General features: G+C 72.0%; 11 protein-coding genes. 2 read left to right on the plus strand and 9 right to left on the minus strand.

Going from position 1 to position 17,046, the window contains the following annotated elements; translation table 11 throughout:
* Positions 1–222: 222 nt before the first annotated feature.
* The 3 genes from ACIQPT_RS16290 to aroA form a co-directional block, all read right to left on the minus strand.
* Positions 223–1,533: a M50 family metallopeptidase gene (locus ACIQPT_RS16290; protein WP_401156437.1), complete on the minus strand. Its 1,311-nt coding sequence runs from the start codon at positions 1,531–1,533 to the stop codon at positions 223–225.
* Positions 1,530–2,783 (minus strand): 1-deoxy-D-xylulose-5-phosphate reductoisomerase, encoded by a 1,254-nt coding sequence (gene dxr, locus ACIQPT_RS16295; protein ID WP_401156438.1) that lies wholly within the window; start codon positions 2,781–2,783, stop codon positions 1,530–1,532. The genes ACIQPT_RS16290 and dxr overlap by 4 nt, the downstream gene beginning before the upstream one ends.
* Positions 2,784–2,855: 72 nt before the next feature.
* On the minus strand, positions 2,856–4,097 hold the full coding sequence (gene aroA / locus ACIQPT_RS16300; protein WP_401156440.1) for a 3-phosphoshikimate 1-carboxyvinyltransferase: 1,242 nt from the start codon (positions 4,095–4,097) through the stop codon (positions 2,856–2,858).
* A gap of 183 nt (positions 4,098–4,280) precedes the next feature.
* Between aroA and ACIQPT_RS16305 the strand changes: the two genes are divergently transcribed.
* Positions 4,281–4,847, plus strand: a complete 567-nt coding sequence (locus ACIQPT_RS16305) for an O-methyltransferase (protein WP_401156709.1) — start codon at positions 4,281–4,283, stop codon at positions 4,845–4,847.
* 150 nt (positions 4,848–4,997) lie between these two features.
* Here the strand turns inward: ACIQPT_RS16305 and ACIQPT_RS16310 are convergent, their stop codons facing one another.
* The 6 genes from ACIQPT_RS16310 to ACIQPT_RS16335 all read right to left on the minus strand — a co-directional run bounded on the left by ACIQPT_RS16310 (position 4,998) and on the right by ACIQPT_RS16335 (position 14,736).
* On the minus strand, positions 4,998–6,953 hold the full coding sequence (locus tag ACIQPT_RS16310; protein ID WP_401156442.1) for an acyl-CoA dehydrogenase family protein: 1,956 nt from the start codon (positions 6,951–6,953) through the stop codon (positions 4,998–5,000).
* Positions 6,954–7,195: 242 nt separating this feature from the next.
* Complete coding sequence (locus ACIQPT_RS16315) at positions 7,196–8,641, minus strand: aldehyde dehydrogenase family protein (RefSeq protein ID WP_401156444.1); 1,446 nt, start codon at positions 8,639–8,641, stop codon at positions 7,196–7,198.
* A 106-nt stretch (positions 8,642–8,747) separates the two neighbouring features.
* Positions 8,748–9,971 (minus strand): MFS transporter, encoded by a 1,224-nt coding sequence (locus ACIQPT_RS16320; RefSeq protein ID WP_401156446.1) that lies wholly within the window; start codon positions 9,969–9,971, stop codon positions 8,748–8,750.
* Positions 9,972–10,064: 93 nt separating this feature from the next.
* Positions 10,065–10,661, minus strand: coding sequence for a TetR/AcrR family transcriptional regulator (locus tag ACIQPT_RS16325; protein WP_401156447.1), 597 nt, complete (start codon positions 10,659–10,661; stop codon positions 10,065–10,067).
* A gap of 55 nt (positions 10,662–10,716) precedes the next feature.
* The gene (locus ACIQPT_RS16330) at positions 10,717–12,291 is read right to left on the minus strand and encodes a PucR family transcriptional regulator (protein ID WP_401156449.1); all 1,575 of its coding nucleotides are present in this window, start codon (positions 12,289–12,291) and stop codon (positions 10,717–10,719) included.
* A 171-nt stretch (positions 12,292–12,462) separates the two neighbouring features.
* Complete coding sequence (locus ACIQPT_RS16335) at positions 12,463–14,736, minus strand: ATP/GTP-binding protein (RefSeq protein WP_401156711.1); 2,274 nt, start codon at positions 14,734–14,736, stop codon at positions 12,463–12,465.
* Positions 14,737–15,681: 945 nt separating this feature from the next.
* Between ACIQPT_RS16335 and gabT the strand changes: the two genes are divergently transcribed.
* Positions 15,682–17,022, plus strand: a complete 1,341-nt coding sequence (gene gabT / locus ACIQPT_RS16340; RefSeq protein ID WP_401156451.1) for a 4-aminobutyrate--2-oxoglutarate transaminase — start codon at positions 15,682–15,684, stop codon at positions 17,020–17,022.
* Positions 17,023–17,046: the final 24 nt, after the last annotated feature.

Below are 17,046 nucleotides of genomic sequence, written 5' to 3' on the forward strand. Positions count from 1 at the left end.
CGCTGTGCATCCCCAAGGTGTGGATCAAGGTCCCGAGATCGGCGGGCTCCAGCCTTCGAGGTTACGGCACCGGAGCCAGGACGGACGCACCGTGTCGACATGTCCACCCGTTGGTGAGCGGCCGGACACAACCTGTGTGCCCGGCCGCTACCTGTGGGACGGATGGGACGGGAGGGACGATCAGGGGAGGGCGGTCGGGAGAGGACGGTCGGGAGAGGACGGTCAGGTGATCTTGACGGGGTTCACGATGTCGGCCACCAGGACCAGCAGCGTGAAGCAGATGAAGAGTCCGGCGACCACATAGGCGACCGGCATCAGCCGGGCCACGTCGAACGGTCCCGGATCGGGGCGCCGGAAGACCTTGGCCACATTGCGCCGCAGCGACTCCCAGAGCGCGCCCGCGATGTGCCCGCCGTCCAGCGGGAGCAGCGGCAGCATGTTGAACAGGAACAGCGAGAGGTTGAAGCCCGCGAGCAGGAACAGCATCATCGCGACCTGGTTCTGCGCCGGGATGTCGAGGTTCATCACCTCGCCGCCGATCCGGGCCGCGCCCACCACGCCGACCGGCGAGTCGTCGCCGCGTTCGCCGTCGCTGAAGGCCGCGTCCCAGAGCGCCGGGATCTTGCCGGGCAGGGCGATGATCGAGTCGACGCCGTTCTCGATCATGTCGCCCATGCGGACGACGGAGTCGCCGAAGCCGAGCGGCACGATCTCGGTCTGCGCGGCGAAGCCGAGGTAGCCCGCCGTGACGAACTCCTTCGGGATGACCTCGCCGTTGCCGTCCTTCTTCGCGACGAGGTTCTCGCGCAGGACGGCGTTGAGCGTGACTTCCTTGCCGTCGCGCTCGACGACGATGGTGGCGGGGCCGATGGTCTCGCGGATGCGGTCGGAGAGCGTCGCCCAGTCGTCGACCTCCCTGCCGTCGAAGGCGACGATCCTGTCGCCCTCCCGGAGCCCGGCGGCCTTGGCGGGCGAGGCGTCGTCACCGGCCTTGCAGGTCTGGCGCTTCTCGCTCTGGGAGATCACGCACTGCTGGACGCCGGCGACCTCGGTGGTCTGGGTCTGGAAGCCGAAGGTCATCGCGACGCCCATGAAGATGGCGACCGCGAGGATCAGGTTCATGAAGGGGCCGGCGAACATCACGATGACGCGCTTCCACGGCTTGCGCGTGTAGAAGAGCCGCTTCTCGTCGCCCGGCTCCAGCTCCTCGAAGGCGGCGGAGCGGGCGTCCTCGATCATGCCGCGCCACGGTGAGGTGGAGCGGGCTTCGAGCCGGCCGTCGGGTCCGGGCGGGAACATCCCGATCATGCGGATGTAGCCGCCGGCCGGAATGGCCTTGATGCCGTACTCCGTGTCGCCCTTCTTCTTCGACCAGAGCGTCGGGCCGAAGCCGACCATGTACTGCGGCACCCGGATGCCGAACATCTTGGCCGTGGAGAGGTGGCCCAGCTCGTGCCAGGCGATGGAGAAGAGCAGGCCCACGACGAAGACGGCGATCCCCAGGACCGTCAGCAGGATCGAGGTCAGACTCATGCGCGCGCCTCCGCTGTCGCTTTCGCCGAGAGTTCCCGGGCCCGTGCGCGGGCCCACGTTTCCGCTTCGAGGACGTCCGCGACGCTGAGCGAGGTTCCCGGGGCGGGGGTGCCGTGTTCGGACACCACAGCCGTGACCGTATCCATGATTCCGTTGAAGGGCAGCTGTCCGGCGAGGAATGCGTCGACGCATTCCTCGTTCGCCGCGTTGAACACGGCCGGCGCGGTGCCGCCGAGCCCGCCGACGTGCCGGGCGAGGCCGACCGACGGGAAGGCCTCGGTGTCGAGCGGGAAGAACTCCCAGCTGGAGGCCTTCGTCCAGTCGAAGGCGGGGGCGGCGTCCGGGACGCGCTCGGGCCAGCCGAGGCCGATGGCGATGGGTCCGCCCATGTCCGGCGGGGTGGCCTGGGCGAGCGTGGAGCCGTCGCTGAACTCGACCATGGAGTGCACGTAGGACTGCGGGTGGACCACCACCTCGATCCGGTCGAACGGGATGTCGTAGAGGAGGTGCGCCTCGATGACCTCCAGGCCCTTGTTGACCAGGGTCGCGGAGTTGATGGTGATCACCGGGCCCATCGCCCAGGTCGGGTGGGCGAGCGCCTGCTCCCGGGTGACGTCGGCCAGTTCGGCGCGCGTACGGCCCCGGAAGGGTCCGCCGGATGCGGTGACGACGAGCTTGCGGACATCGGCGCGGGTGCCCGCGGCCAGCGCCTGGAAGAGCGCGGCGTGCTCGGAGTCGACCGGGATGATCTGGCCGGGGGCGGCGAGCGCCTTCACCAGCGGGCCGCCGACGATCAGCGACTCCTTGTTGGCGAGGGCGAGCGTGCGGCCCGCCTTCAGCGCGGCCAGCGTGGGGGCGAGCCCGATGGAGCCGGTGATGCCGTTGAGCACGGTGTGGCAGGCGCTCGCGGCGAGGGTGGTGGCCGCGTCGGGTCCGGCCAGGATCTCCGGGAGCGGCTCGCCGGGGCCGTACTGCGCGCGCAGCGCCTCGCGCAGGGCGGGGACCGTGTCCTCGGCGGCCACGGCGACCGTGCCGACCCGCAGCCGGCGGGCCTGCTCGGCCAGCAGCGCGACCCGGCCGCCGGCGGCCGAGAGGGCACTGACCCGGAAGCGGTCGGGGTTGCGCAGGACCAGGTCGATGGCCTGGGTGCCGATGGACCCGGTGGAGCCGAGGATCACGAGATCCCGGCGGCCGTCCGCAGCGTCGAAGACGAGATGCGGATCGGCGAGGGGGGCGGGGCTGTCGCTCATGCCCCCCATTGTTGCCGCTCCGGCTGTGCGCGGGGACAGCGCGTCCCGTGCGGGTCGTGCCGCCCCCTCCTGTCAGGGCGCCACGAGGCCGTCCGCGAAGTCCTGGAACACCTCGTGGAAGCGCGGGAACGTCTTGCGTACGCAGCCGGGATCGTCGTACGTCAGGCCCGGTGTGCGCAGTCCGGCGACGGCGAAGGACATCACGATGCGGTGGTCGCCGTGGGTGGCGATCCCGGTGGGTTTCGGCGTTCCGGGGTGGATCTCGATCCAGTCGGGCCCGGTGTGCACGGTGATGCCCATGGCCCGCAGGTTCTGGGCGCACGCCTCCAGCCGGTCGCACTCCTTGACCCGGGTGTTGGCGACGTCCTCGATCCGTACGGGACCGTCCGCGTAGGGGGCGATGGCGGCGAGGGTCGGCATGGTGTCGGAGATGTCGCGCATGTTGACGGTGAGGCCGCGCAGCCGGCCGGTGGAGCGGACGGTGGTGGCGTCGGCGCCCACCGCCACCTCGGCGCCCATGTCCCGCAGTACGTCGACGAAGCGCAGGTCGCCCTGGAGCGCGCCGGTGCCGAGGCCGGGGACGGTCACCTCGCGGCCGGTGAGGGCGGCGGCGGCGAAGAAGTAGCTCGCGGTGGAGGCGTCGGGCTCGACGGCGTAGGCGGTGGCCCGGTAGCCGCCGGGAGGCACGGTGAAGGTGTTCCCCTCCCGCTCCACCTCCACGCCGAAATCGCGCATCATCGCGAGGGTGATCTCGACGTACGGCGCGGAGACCAGCTCGGTGACCTCGATCCGCAGCCCCTGCGCGGTGAGCGGTCCGAGCATCAGCAGCGCGGTGAGGTACTGGGACGACTCCCCCGCGTCCAGGGCGAGTTCGCCGCCCTTGATCCCGGCGGCCCGGACGGTCAGCGGATGATGCCCTTCCGCTTCCCCGTGGCGCAGGTCGACGCCGAGGGCGGTGAGGGCGCGGGTGAGCGGGGCGAGCGGGCGGCGGCGCATCTGGGCGGAGGCGTCGAAGCGGTAGGTGCCGGAGGCGGCGGCCGCGACGAGCGTGGGCAGGAAGCGGGCGGTGGTCGCGCCGTCGCGGCAGTAGACGTCGGCCTCGGGGACGGCGGGCCCGCCGGGGCGGCCCTCGACGCGCCAGCGGTCGGCCTCCTGCTCGACCGCGTACCCGAGGCTCTTCAGGCCTTCGGCGAAGCCCTCGGTGTCGTCCGAGCGCAGCGGCCGCAGCAGGGTGGTGGTGCCGTCCGCGGCGGCGGCCAGGAAGAGGGCGCGGGCGGTGACGGACTTGGAGCCGGGGATGTCGATGACGGTCACGGCCCTCATCCTGCCCTGTGGCGGGCGGGGCGTACGGGGTGCGTCCGGTGCGTGGACGTCCCCGTACGGGCGCACCTGGCGCTGTGACCGCATAGGTTCGCCGGATATGGACGGGCGAAATTCCGTACAGGCGTCTCTGTCGGCGGATAGCGTCGTGTTCACGGCAAAGGGGGATTCGTGATCATGGCAGAGCGTTCGGTTCCGCCTCGCGTGGTGGCCGCGGAGCGTGGCGCCTCCGAGGCGGGTTTCAAGAAGAGTTGCATCCCTGAGGTGGGCAGGTTGCTGAGGCTGGCCGCTGCTGCGAAGCCCCACGGAGTCATTGCGGAGAGTGGCACGGGCTCGGGCGTGGGTACCGCCTGGCTGCACAGTGGGCTTGGCGCCGGTGCCCGCCTGGTCACGGTGGAGCGTGACCAGGCGCTGGCCTGTCGAGCGGCCCGGGTGTTCGCGGACGACGACCGCGTCAGTGTCCTCACCGGGGACTGGCGGCTGCTTGAGCAGCACGCACCCTTCGATGTCTTCTTCTGCGACGGCGGAGGCAAGCGTGACGACCCCGAGGGGGTGGTCGAGCTGCTTGCTCCTGGTGGCCTTCTCATCCTGGACGACTTCACCCCATCGCCCGATTGGCCGCCTCGTTTCGGCGGCGAAGTGGACGAGCTCCGCCTGTTCTACCTCACTCATTCAGCCCTCGACGCCACGGAAATACTCACAACACCAGGCAGTTCAGCGGTTGTTGCGGCACGCCGCCTGTAGCCAGGAGAGCGTGAACAGTTCTCCATCACGACGCGAGGGCTGGTCTGCCGCACAGGTTCAGCCACCACACCTCCAGCGGTCGGGACGGACGCGTCACCGCCTGCTCCGACAGCCCCAACCTCCAACCCGCCGAACCTATGCGGCACAGAACTAGCGCACCGGCCGGTGCTGGTTCTCCTGGACGGAGGGTCCCGGGGTGGCGTCCGCGATCCAGGGGCCTTCGCCGCTGGGGTCGACGACGCCCTCCTCCAGCCAGGTGTACGTCCCCGACAGGACGCCGTCGACGACGCGCCGGTCGAGGTCGTCGGTGTTGGACCACAGCCGGGTGAACAGCTCCTCGGCCCGGACGCGGGCCTGATGGCAGAAGGCATCCGCGAGCTGGTAGGCCTCACGCCCGTGCTCGCCGGTCCCGCGCAGGTGCTCGGCGCGGACGCAGGCGGCGCTCATCGCGAAGAGTTCCGCACCGATGTCGACGATCCGGCCGAGGAAGCCCTGCTTGGTCTCCATCCGCCCCTGCCAGCGGGACATGGCGTAGAAGGTCGACCGGGCGAGCTTGCGCGAGCACCGCTCGACGTACCGGAGGTGCCCGGAGAGGTCGCGGTGCCCGGCGGGGTGGAACTCACCGTACGTACGCGGGAGCTGCCCGGCGCCCGTGACCAGCTGGGGCAGCCAGCGGGCGTAGAACCCGGCGGCGTTCGCGCCCGCCTTCGCCTTGGCGGAGAGCGGCTTGTCGGGGTCGATGATGTCGCCCGCGACCTTGAGGTGGGCGTCGACGGCCTCGCGGGCGATCAGCAGGTGCATGATCTCGGTGGAGCCCTCGAAGATCCGGTTGATGCGCATGTCGCGGAGCATCTGCTCGGCCGGGACGGCCCGCTCCCCACGGGCGGCCAGCGACGCGGCGGTCTCGAAGCCGCGGCCGCCGCGGATCTGGACCAGTTCGTCGGCGATCAGCCAGCCCATCTCGGAGCCGTACAGCTTGGCGAGGGCGGCCTCGATGCGGATGTCGTTGCGATCCTCGTCGGCCATCTGCGAGGAGAGGTCGACGATGGCCTCCAGGGCGAAGGTGGTGGCCGCGATGAAGGAGATCTTCGCGCCGACCGCCTCGTGCTGGGCGACGGGCCGGCCCCACTGCTCGCGTACGGCGGACCACTCGCGGGCGATCTTCAGGGACCACTTGCCCACGCCCACGCACATCGCGGGCAGCGAGAGCCGGCCGGTGTTGAGGGTGGTCAGGGCGATCTTCAGCCCGGCCCCCTCGGGCCCGATCCGGCAGGCCCCGGGGACCCGGACCCGGTGGAAGCGGGTGACGCCGTTCTCGATGCCGCGCAGGCCCATGAAGGCGTTGCGGTGCTCCACCGTGACACCGGGGGCGTCGGCCTCGACGACGAACGCGGTGATGCCGCCGGGATGGCCCTCGGAGGCGGGCACCCGGGCCATGACCACGAGCAGATCGGCGACGACCCCGTTGGTGGTCCAGAGTTTTACGCCGTCCAGGACATAGTCCGGCCCGTCGGGCACGGCCGAGGTGGCGAGGCGGGCCGGGTCGGAGCCGACGTCGGGCTCGGTCAGCAGGAAGGCGGAGATGTCGGTGGTGGCCAGCCGGGGCAGGAAGACGTCCTTCTGCTCCTGGGTGCCGAAGATCTTCAGGGGCTGCGGTACGCCGATCGACTGATGGGCGGAGAGCAGCGCGCCGATCGCGGGGCTGGCGGAGCCGACGAGAGCGAGCGCCTTGTTGTAGTACACCTGGGTGAGCCCGAGCCCGCCGTACTTGGTCTCGATCTTCATCCCGAGCGCGCCCAGCTCCTTGAGCCCGCTGATCACCTCATCGGGGATCCTCGCCTCGCGCTCGATCCGCGCACTGTCGATGTGCGTCTCGCAGAAGGCCCGCAGCCGCGCCAGGAACTCCTCGCCGCGCCGGATGTCGTCGGGCGGCGGCAGGGGGTGCGGGTGGATCAGGTCGAGCCGGAAGCGCCCGAGGAACAGCTCCTTGGCGAAGCTGGGCTTGCGCCAGTCCTGCTCCCGGGCGGCCTCGGCGACCCGCCGCGCTTCGCGTTCGGTGACCTTGGGGGCGTTGGGGACCTGGGGGATGTTGTGTGGTGCGGACATGAGGGACCTCACCTCGCCGCGCGTGAACCAGGAGGGGTGGGCACCTGGACGCGCGGACTGCTAGTCGCTGCTTACTGGTCCGTATGTAACCCGTGTACCCGTGGTTCGGCACCCGCACCAGTCCCCGCGCAGGAACACGCGGACGGCCCGAACCCCCGCACAGTGGGTTCGGGCCGTCCTTTTCGCGCGCCCCGCCCGCGCTCGCTGTCCAGGCGGGGGCGCGGGTGGGGTCGTCCGGGGTGTTACAGGGCGAGGCCGGTGAGGACCAGGACGCGCTCGTAGGTGTAGTCGTCCATGGCGTAGCGGACGCCCTCGCGGCCTACGCCGGACTGCTTGGCGCCGCCGTACGGCATCTGGTCGGCGCGGTACGAGGGGACGTCGCCGATGATCACGCCGCCGACCTCGAGCGCACGGTGGGCGCGGAAGGCGGTCTGGAGGTCGTGGGTGAAGACGCCTGCCTGGAGGCCGTACTGGGAGGAGTTGACGGCGGCGAACGCCTCGGCCTCGCCGTCGACCTTCTGGAGCGACATGACCGGGCCGAAGACCTCTTCGCAGGAGAGCTTCACGTCGTCGGGGAGGCCCGCGAGGACGGTCGGGGCGTAGGTGGCGCCGTCGCGCTTGCCGCCGGTGAGGATTTCCGCGCCGCCCTGGACGGCCTCGTCGACCCAGGACTCGACGCGCTTGGCGGCGTCCTCGCTGACGAGCGGGCCGACGTCGGTGGTGGCGTCGGCCGGGTCGCCGGTGACCAGGGCCTCGACGGCGGCGACGATCTTCGGGACGAGCCGGTCGTAGACCGAGGCGTCGGCGATGACGCGCTGCACCGAGATGCAGGACTGGCCGCCCTGGTAGTTGGAGAAGGTGGCGATCCGGGTGGCCGCCCAGTCGAGGTCCGCCTCCGAGGCGTAGTCGCCGAGGACGACCGCCGCGCCGTTGCCGCCGAGCTCCAGGGTGCAGTGCTTGCGGGGCACCGACTCCATGATCGCGTAGCCGACCGGGCCCGAGCCGGTGAAGGAGATGACCGGCAGCCGCTCGTCCTGGACGAGGGCGGGCATCTTGTCGTTCGGGACCGTCAGGACGGACCAGGAGCCCGCCGGGAGGTCGGTCTCGGCCAGCAGCTCGCCCAGGATGAGCGAGGAGATCGGGGTGGCCGGGGCCGGCTTCAGGATGATCGGTGCGCCGACGGCGATGGCCGGGGCGACCTTGTGGGCGCTGAGGTTGAGGGGGAAGTTGAAGGGCGCGATGCCGAGGACCGCCCCGCGCGGGAAGCGGCGGGTCAGGCCGAGGCGGCCGGTGCCGCCGAGGTCGGTGTCGAGGCGCTGGGCCTCGCCGCCGTTGAAGCGGCGGGCCTCCTCTGCCGCGAACCGGAACACGGACACGGCCCGGCCGACCTCGCCGCGGGCCCACTTGATCGGCTTGCCGTTCTCGGCCGAGATCAGCTGGGCGATCTCCTCGGTGCGCTCCGTCAGCCGTCGTACGACGTGGTCGAGCGCGGCGGCCCGTACGTGCGCCGGGGTCGCGGCGAACTCGTCGCGTACGGCGTGGGCGGCGGCGACGGCCTCCTCGACCTGGGCGTCGGTCGGCACGCTGACGGTGCCGACGAGGCGTCCGTCGTACGGGTTGGTGACGTCGAAGCTGTCGGCACCGGTGGCCTGGCGGCCGGCCACCCAGAAGGCGTGGGGCGAAGTCATGGAGGTTCCGGCCCTTCGGAGGTCGTGAGGAGGTGGTGAGGTCGTTACGGAGGTGATGCGGCCCGGAGGCTCTCCTCTGTGGTCCCACGGTAGGGCGGGGAGGCGCTCAGGTCGTTTGTCCGGCGTGGAGCGGAGCGGGGGCCGGGTGCTCCGAATTGGCGGAGGTCCCGCCCGGTCCGACCGCGCCGGGCTTCTCCGTACGCCGGAGCAGATCCGGTACGAGGGTGAGCAGGCCGGTCACCGCGAGGCCCGCGCCGAGCCAGAGCGGGGCCCGCAGGCCGAAGCGGTCGAGGCCCAGACCGCCCAGCGCGGAGCCGAGGACCACGCCGAAGGTGATGAAGGAGCTGTGCACGGTGTTGACGAGCGGGCGGGCGTTGCCGGTCCGCTGCACCCGGGTGACCAGGGCCGGGTTCATGGTGACCCCGACGAGGCCGATGCCCAGCATGCAGAGCACCGCCCAGACGTCGAACCGGGCCAGCAGGGCGAATCCGGCCAGGAACACCGCGTTGAGCGACAGACCGCCGAGCAGGACGGGGAGGGTGTGCCGGTCGGCGAGCCGGCCGACGACGGTGTTGCCGATGACGGTGGCGGCGCCGTACGCCAGGAGCAGCAGCGGGACCGTGCCCGGGGAGAAGCCGGTGACCCGGGTGAGGATCGGGTTGAGGTAGCTGAAGGCGGAGAAGGTCGCGCCGATGACCATGGTGCTGGTCAGCAGGGTCAGCCAGAGCCGGGGAGCGCGGAAGGCGGTCAGCTCGGAGCGAAAGGTGCCGCTGCCCTCCGGCCGGTCTGTCCGGCGTACGCCGATCGCGGTGCACAGGGCGGCGGCGACCGTGAGCGCGGAGATGGCCCAGAACGCGGCGCGCCAGCCGTACCGTTCGCCGGTCAGGGTGGCCAGCGGCAGCCCCAGCAGGGTGCCGAGCATCAGTCCGTTGAGGATGACCGCCACGGCCCGGCCGCGTATCTCGGGGCGGGTGAGCTGGGAGCCGAGCGAGATCGCGACGCCGAAGAAGGCCTGGGAGGCGACTCCGGTGATCACCCGGGCGACCACCATGGCCGGGTAGCCGGACGCGGTGGCAGCCAGCACGTTGCCGGCCAGGAAGACCGGGAAGAGGACCATGAGCGCGGTCTTCGGCGGGAGCCGCAGCAGGGCGACGGAGAGCAGCGGGCCGCCGAGCGCCATGGAGAGGGCGAAGACGGTGATCAGGTAGCCGATGTGCGGGACGGTGACGCCGAGGCCTTCGGCCATCTGCGGCATCAGTCCGGCGACGACGAATTCGCTGGTGACCATGGCGAAGATGCCGAAGGCCAGGACGTGGACGGCACGAGGCACGGTGGGTTCCCCCTGTGGGCGTTGTTTTGTAACGAGCAGTTCAGAACGTGGACATGGGTGAGCCGCGCGTCTGGCGCGGTGATACGGAAGAGCTCAGCGGATCAGGGCGTCCAGCGCGGTGTCGGCGACGGCTTGGACGGCCGCGCGGTCGGCTCCGCCCTGGGCGGTGACGCGCATACCGCCGATGACGGCGTTGACGTACCGGGCGAGGGCGTCGGAGCCCCGCGCGGAGGCGATGGAGCCGTCGCGCTGCCCGGCGGCGATGACGGCGGACAGGGTCCGCAGCCGGCGGGCGGCGTCGCGGTCCAGGAGCCGGGCGGCCTCGGGGTCGCGGGCGGCGAGCTCCACCGTGCTGTTGACCCCCAGGCAGCCGAGGCTGCGACCGCTGGGGCGGTGGTCGAACTCGTCGGCCACGATCTTGTCGAGCAGGGCGCGGATCCGCTCGGCGGGCGGGCGGGAGGCATCCTCCAGCATGGCGTCCTGGGCGTCGGCCATGGTGTCCAGGTAGCGGGCGAGCGAGCGCCCGAACAGCTCGCGCTTGCTGCTGAAGGTGTTGTAGATGCTGCTGCGCCCCAGACCCGTGGCGGCGCACAGGTCCTGGGTGGAGGTGGCCTCGTAGCCGTACTCCCAGAAGGCGCGCATCGCGGCGTCCAGGGCCCGTTCCTCGTCGAACTGTCTCGGTCGGGCCATGGCAGCACTCTAGGGTTTTGGACTGTGCGTTGCAATACCGGCCCGGTGCGGCGGCTCACTCCTCGGCGGGTGTCGCCGCCTCGGTCGTCTTCAGTGCGAGCCACAGCTCCATACGGACGTCCGGGTCGTCCAGCGAGCGGCCCAGGATCTCCTCCACGCGGCGCATCCGGTAGCGCAGGGTGTGCCGGTGCACTCCGAGGTCGGCGGCGGCGGCGTCCCACTGGCCGTGACGGGAGAGCCAGGCGCGCAGGGAGGCCACGAGGTCGCCGCGGCCCTTGGCGTCGTGTTCGTACAGCGCGCGGAGCATGCCGTCGGCGAAGGCCCGTACGGCGTCGTCGGCGAGCAGTGGCAGGACGGATCCGGCGGCCAGCTCCTCGTGCTCGACGAGCGCCCGGCCCCGGCGGCGGGCGACGGAGAGGGCCTGTTCGGCCTGCTTGTACGCGGCGGCGACGGCGATCGGGCCGGAGGGGGCGGAGAGCCCCACCACGACGTCGCTGTCCTCGGCGCCGCCCTCGCGCGGGGCGCGGTCGTCCTGGGCCTCGGCGTAGGAGGCGCAGGCGGCGACGGCGGTGCCGCCGTCCGCGGCGAGCACGACGACGCGCTCGCCCTCGGGGACCATGAGCAGCGCCTCGCCGGAGCGGGCGGCGGCGGCTTCCATGGTCTCGGTGAGCAGCTCGGCCCCGGCGGGTACGGCCGTCTCGGCGATCAGCAGCCGGAACGGGGCGTCGAGCAGCCCGCCGTAGAGGTCCCCGGCGACGGCCCGCGCATGGTCGGGCTGCCCGGCGAGCAGCATGCGCAGGACGGCGGCGCCCAGGCGCTGTTCGGCGCCCTGGAGGGAGCGGGAGCGGGCGGTGGTCAGGGTGAGCAGGGCGACGGCGGAGTGCACGGCGTACCGCTCGGCGGTGCCCAGCGCGGCTCCGGTGCCGACGGCCAGCGCGCCGCGGGCCCGGCGGCCGGTGCCCAGCGACTGGAGCTCGACCCGGTCCTCGTTGTCGCCGACGACGACGCTGGCGGGGGCGGTGCGGTCCCGGAGGCGTTCGACGTCGGGGGTGAGGCGGGCGGCGCGGCGGGCGGCCCAGTCGGGGGCGGCGGCCAGCACGGCGCCGGAGGTGTCGTACAGGGCGGCCCAGCCGTCGATGTGGGCGGCGAGCCGGGCGAGGAGATCGGCGGGCCCGTCCCCGGCGAGCGCGGCCTTCGTCAGCTCGCGCTGAGCCTCGAAGCCGGCGGTGACCGCGCGGTACTGGTCGGCGGCGATGGCGGCGGAGACGGCCTTGCTGATGGCGATGAACGGGGTGCGGCGGGGGACTTCGAGGAGCGTCAGCCCGGCTTCCTCGGCGGCGTCCACGAGGGCGGCCGGGATGTCCTCGTAGTTGACGCCGACCCCGAATCCGACCCCGGCGACCCCGGCTCCGGCCAGCCGCCGCACGTACCGCCGCATGGCCTCGGCGTTCTCGGCGTCGAGGTTGGTGGCGGTCACGAGGAGGAGTTCGCCGCCGTCCATGTATGGGACGGGGTCGGCAAGCTCGCTGGCGTGGGCCCAGCGCACGGGCGTGTCGAGCCGGTCCGCGCCCGCCCGCACGGTGAGCTTGAGCGCCGAGTGCTGGACGAGCGAGGCGAGCGTGGGGGGCATGGGCCGGGAACCCTCAAGGTCGGGGACGAGGTCGCGGCGCCGCCGTACGGACGGCCGGATCGCCGGCCGGCTCGATGGCACCGATTGCGCCGTCCCGTATGAACGGCTGCCTCCGATTCTGCCAGGGCGGCAGGGTGCGGGTAACCGCGCCCGGGCTCCGGCCCCCGCCGTTCAGCCGTCGAGGTGGACGAGGAGCGGGGGGGCGTGTTCGCCCTGGACAGTGGTCACCCGGATGACGGCATGCCCCGCCGGGACCGCGTAGGCCAGTTCGGACGCCGACCAGCGCTCCTTCTCCACCTGCCGTACGGTCACCGCGTCCGTGGTCACGGCCTTGCCGGTGACGAGCTTGCGCAGGGCGTGCAGGGCGCGGGTGAACGGCTGGTCGGCGAAGACGGTGTGCTGGGCGACCTCGCGGGTCTCGACCCATTCCTTGCCCCAGGCCTCGGCGAAGCGCTTGCCGTCCCAGGTGGTGATGCCGGAGAAGGCCGCCGTGCAGCCGACCGCGCCGAGCAGCGGGGTGTGCAGGGCTTCGGGGACGTCGTCGACGGTCCGCAGGGCGAGCACCGCCCCGGCGTTGACCGAGCGCAGCCGGCGGATACCGCGGACGGTCTCGGCGGTCACGGCGTGGGTGGCGTCGTCCAGGACGAGGCAGACGAAGAGCGTGGTGTCGGTGCGGGCCGCAGCGATCGCGGTGAACTGGGCCAGGAGCAGCCGGGTGAGCAGCCGGGACGCCTCCGCGTGGCCGCGCTCCGGCAAGTCCACACGGACCCGCAGCGGGTACTGGCCGAGCGCCCGCAGCGAGAACGGGCGGGCGTCCGGGCCGGTGGCGAAGAACTCGGTGAACGCGGGCCGGTCCAGCAGGGCGACCCGGTCGGCGAGGGCCGGTGCGGGGTCGCCCGGGCCGCCCGCCTGCCGGGACCGCGCGTCCAGCTCGCGGAGCATCGCGTGGTGGCCGGCGGCTTCGAGGGAGGCGCGGAGGTCGGCAAGTGCGGCCGGTGTGCCGTCGAGGAGTTCACGCAGTTCGGGCACGGAGGGGAAGTGGCCGTGGGCGGCGCGGTAGGGGCCGAGCAGCTGGGCCAGGACGGTGGCGGCGCGGCGGCTGTCGAGGCTGCCGACATCGCCGACGAGACCTTCGGCGAGGACGGCCGCCGCCTCGTCGGGGTCGGTGGTGCCGCCGTAGAGGTCGAGGTCGTGGGCGGAGCCGGGGTGGCCGATGCGGACGACGACGTCGAAGGCGTCGTCCGGCCCGAGCTGCGCACCCGCCCCGCCGACGGCGAGGACCGCGGCCTGTCCGGCCAGTGCGCGCAGCGCGAGGGCCTCGACGACCGGCCGGATCAGCCGGGCGGACTTCCCGACGCCGGGCGGACCGACAGCGAGCAGGGAGGTGCCGAGCAGCGTTGGTTCCAGGGCGAGACCCGTACCCCGGCGGTCGTAGGGGTTGTGCGGGTCGTCCGTGCACCGACCGATCCTGACCTGGCCGGTGAGCACGTCGTGGCGAGCAGTGCGGCGGGGCAGGTCGCGATGGCCGGAGGGGTGCGGGGCGGCGGCCCCGCCGGTACGCAGCACGGCCTCTGCGAGGGGAGCGAGCTGGTCGGACCGCTGGGTGGCGAGTGTCCAGGCGTGGCGCAGCCGGGCCACGTCCACGTCGTTCATGCGCCCGATGCGGACCTCGGCGGTGAGAGTGTCGGCGGCGTCGGTCCAGCCCGCGGCGCGCAGGTCGGGCCACTGGTCAGCGGAGGTCGCGGTGGCGGGGCCGGCATCGTCGGCCGGGGCCGGGGCGGCGCCCCCCCGGCGGGCGGCGATCAGTTCGCGCCAGCGGCCGAGGCGGGCGAAGGGCCAGAGAACGAGTACGGTGATCAGCGCGTAGATCACGTTGACGACCGTCTGGCTCTGGTAGATCTCGCCGCCTGCCACGGAGGCGATGAGGACCAGGATCGGACGGACGACGGGAAGCATCTCCTTCCAGACGAGCAGCTGGACTAGGCCCGCCGCCGCGGCCGCCGAGAGGGCGAGGAAGGGCTGCCCGCGCTCGGCGACACGGCGGCGGAACAGCTCGGCGAAGTTGCCGATCCGGCCGCACCCGTAGGCCAGCAAGCCGAAAAGGATCCCCTCGTACACGGTGAGGGCGTCCCTGCCCTCGATGGTGCGGGGGCCTCCGGAGATACCCGCGTACCACCACTCCCCCGGGGTGAAAAGCTTGAGCGGGACCAAGCGGTAGGGAAGGTAGCCGTTGAGCCACAGTGACCACAGCAGCAGGGCGGAGAGCAGCGAGATCAGCGCACCGACCAGCAGCGGCCGGTCCGAGACGCTTTCGGACGTCTCGGGATTGGCCTCGGGAGAGGTGGCGACGGGGCTGGGCTTCCGGAGAAACTCCAGCCATCCGCCCGTCCGAGCGAACGGCCACAGCAGAGCCGCCCCGATCAGAACGTAGACGGCCACGCCCATCACGGCAGCCGTCTCCGGATCGCCTCGGAACACGGACACCGGCACCAACGCGTGAAGGACGGCGTAGAAGAATGGAAGCAGGCGCGTGCCCAGGACGATCCACACCACCAGGAAACCCGCGAGCGCGGCAGCAAGCGCCCTGGCGGGTTGGGGCCGGTCCACGACCAGCCTCCGGTACAGCGCCGGCCAGTTGCCGAGCCGCCCGCAGAAGTAGATCAGCAAGGCCGCGAAGAGACTGTTGTACACGGCGCTGGCAGTCCGCGCCGACTGCCCGGGGTCACCGCGCCACCATTCGGAGGGGGTGAACAGCTTCAGCGGAAACCGCTGCACCGCGATGTAGTCGGTGCGCCAGACCGCCCACGCGAAAATCCCGCAGGCGAGGGAGACGAGCACGCCCACGACCAGGGCGCGCGTGGGCACCTCGTCGGTGTCCGCGACCGCCTTCGGCCGGTGCCCGTACCGCCAGAGCCCCGGTTCGGGGTCGGCTCGATGAGCCCGGAGCCAGTTCCGTACGTCAAAGCCTTCCGCAGATGCCCGGGGTGGCATTAGAGGCATGGGGGGCGGGGCCGAGGCGGGCCGGGGCACTCGGGTGCTCTCGGCGCCGTTCCCGTGGCGGTGATCGAGCCACCGCGCACTGGCGTCGCCCGCACCCTGCCCGCCTTGCTCACGCTGCGAGTCGTACGTGCCCTCGGCGCCCATTGCCACTGCTCCTCTGATGTTCCGAGGCGGTATCTCGGTGCAGCGCTCAATCTAGTACGCGGGTCCGCCGCCCCATGGCCATTCCCGGTACCCAGGTCACTTCATCCGGTCATCTGTCCGCCAAGGACAAGGACACACCCCCACCACTCCCGATCGGAGCATGCCCGCACCCCTCCCCCACCCCTAGCCTGCAGAAAGAAAAGCGTCCGCATCGAAGCGCGTCCGAAACACCCCCAGGAGCCCCTCATGACCGCAATCCCGCAGGAGCGCCGCGTCGTCACTGCCATCCCCGGCCCGAAGTCGGTCGAGCTGCAGGCTCGCCGTGTCGCGGCCGTCGCCGCAGGTGTGGGCTCCACCCTGCCGGTGTTCACCGCCCGTGCGGGCGGCGGGATCATCGAGGACGTGGACGGCAACCGGCTGATCGACTTCGGGTCCGGGATCGCCGTGACCTCCGTGGGCGCGTCCGCCGAGGCCGTCGTGCGGCGGGCCTCCGCGCAGCTCGCGGACTTCACCCACACCTGTTTCATGGTCACGCCGTACGAGGGGTACGTCGAGGTCTGTGAGCAGCTCGCCGAGCTGACGCCGGGCGACCACGCGAAGAAGTCCGCGCTGTTCAACTCGGGCGCCGAGGCCGTCGAGAACGCGGTGAAGATCGCCCGCGCCCACACCAAGCGCACCGCCGTCGTCGTCTTCGACCACGGCTACCACGGCCGCACCAACCTCACCATGGGCATGACGGCGAAGAACATGCCGTACAAGCAGGGCTTCGGCCCGTTCGCGCCCGAGGTCTATCGCGTCCCGGTCGCCTACGGCTACCGCTGGCCGACCGGTGCCGAGAACGCCGGCGCCGAGGCGTCCGCGCAGGCCATCGACGAGATCACCAAGCAGATCGGCGCGGAGAACGTCGCCGCGATCATCATCGAGCCGGTGCTCGGCGAGGGTGGCTTCATCGAGCCCGCCAAGGGCTTCCTCCCGGCGATCGCGCAGTTCGCCAAGGACAACGGCATCGTGTTCGTCGCGGACGAGATCCAGTCCGGCTTCTGCCGTACCGGCCAGTGGTTCGCCTGTGAGGACGAGGGCATCGTCCCGGACCTGATCACCACCGCCAAGGGCATCGCGGGCGGTCTGCCGCTGTCCGCCGTGACCGGCCGCGCCGAGATCATGGACGCCGCGCACGCGGGCGGCCTGGGCGGTACGTACGGCGGAAACCCGGTGGCCTGCGCCGGCGCGCTCGGGGCCATCGAGACGATGCGCGAGCTGGACCTGAACGGGAAGGCCAAGCGGGTCGAGGAGGTCATGAAGGGCCGCCTCGCGGAGATGCGGGCGAAGCTCCCGAACGGCGACATCATCGGTGACATCCGCGGCCGCGGCGCGATGATCGCGATCGAGCTGGTGAAGTCCGGCACGAAGGACCCGAACCCGGAGGCGGCCGGCGCGCTCGCGAAGGCCTGCCACGCCGAGGGGCTGCTCGTCCTGACCTGCGGTACGTACGGCAACGTCCTGCGCTTCCTGCCGCCGCTGGTGATCGGTGAGGACCTCCTCAACGAGGGCCTCGACCTGATCGAGCAGGCTTTCGGCCGGCTCTGATCCGTCGCTCATCCCAGCGAACCG

The organism is Streptomyces sp. NPDC091289, assembly GCF_044757365.1.
In the GTDB taxonomy this organism is placed as follows: Bacteria; Actinomycetota; Actinomycetes; order Streptomycetales; family Streptomycetaceae; genus Streptomyces.

Excerpts from the sequence above, each read along its gene's own strand:
- ACIQPT_RS16325 (WP_401156447.1), bottom strand. The coding sequence starts at position 10,661 with ATGGCCCGACCGAGACAGTTCGACGAGGAACGGGCCCTGGACGCCGCG.
- ACIQPT_RS16290 (WP_401156437.1), bottom strand. The coding sequence starts at position 1,533 with ATGAGTCTGACCTCGATCCTGCTGACGGTCCTGGGGATCGCCGTCTTC.
- dxr (WP_401156438.1), bottom strand. The coding sequence starts at position 2,783 with ATGAGCGACAGCCCCGCCCCCCTCGCCGATCCGCATCTCGTCTTCGAC.
- ACIQPT_RS16305 (WP_401156709.1), top strand. The coding sequence starts at position 4,281 with ATGGCAGAGCGTTCGGTTCCGCCTCGCGTGGTGGCCGCGGAGCGTGGC.
- ACIQPT_RS16335 (WP_401156711.1), bottom strand. The coding sequence starts at position 14,736 with ATGGGCGTGGCCGTCTACGTTCTGATCGGGGCGGCTCTGCTGTGGCCG.
- ACIQPT_RS16330 (WP_401156449.1), bottom strand. The coding sequence starts at position 12,291 with ATGCCCCCCACGCTCGCCTCGCTCGTCCAGCACTCGGCGCTCAAGCTC.
- ACIQPT_RS16310 (WP_401156442.1), bottom strand. The coding sequence starts at position 6,953 with ATGTCCGCACCACACAACATCCCCCAGGTCCCCAACGCCCCCAAGGTC.
- ACIQPT_RS16315 (WP_401156444.1), bottom strand. The coding sequence starts at position 8,641 with ATGACTTCGCCCCACGCCTTCTGGGTGGCCGGCCGCCAGGCCACCGGT.
- gabT (WP_401156451.1), top strand. The coding sequence starts at position 15,682 with ATGACCGCAATCCCGCAGGAGCGCCGCGTCGTCACTGCCATCCCCGGC.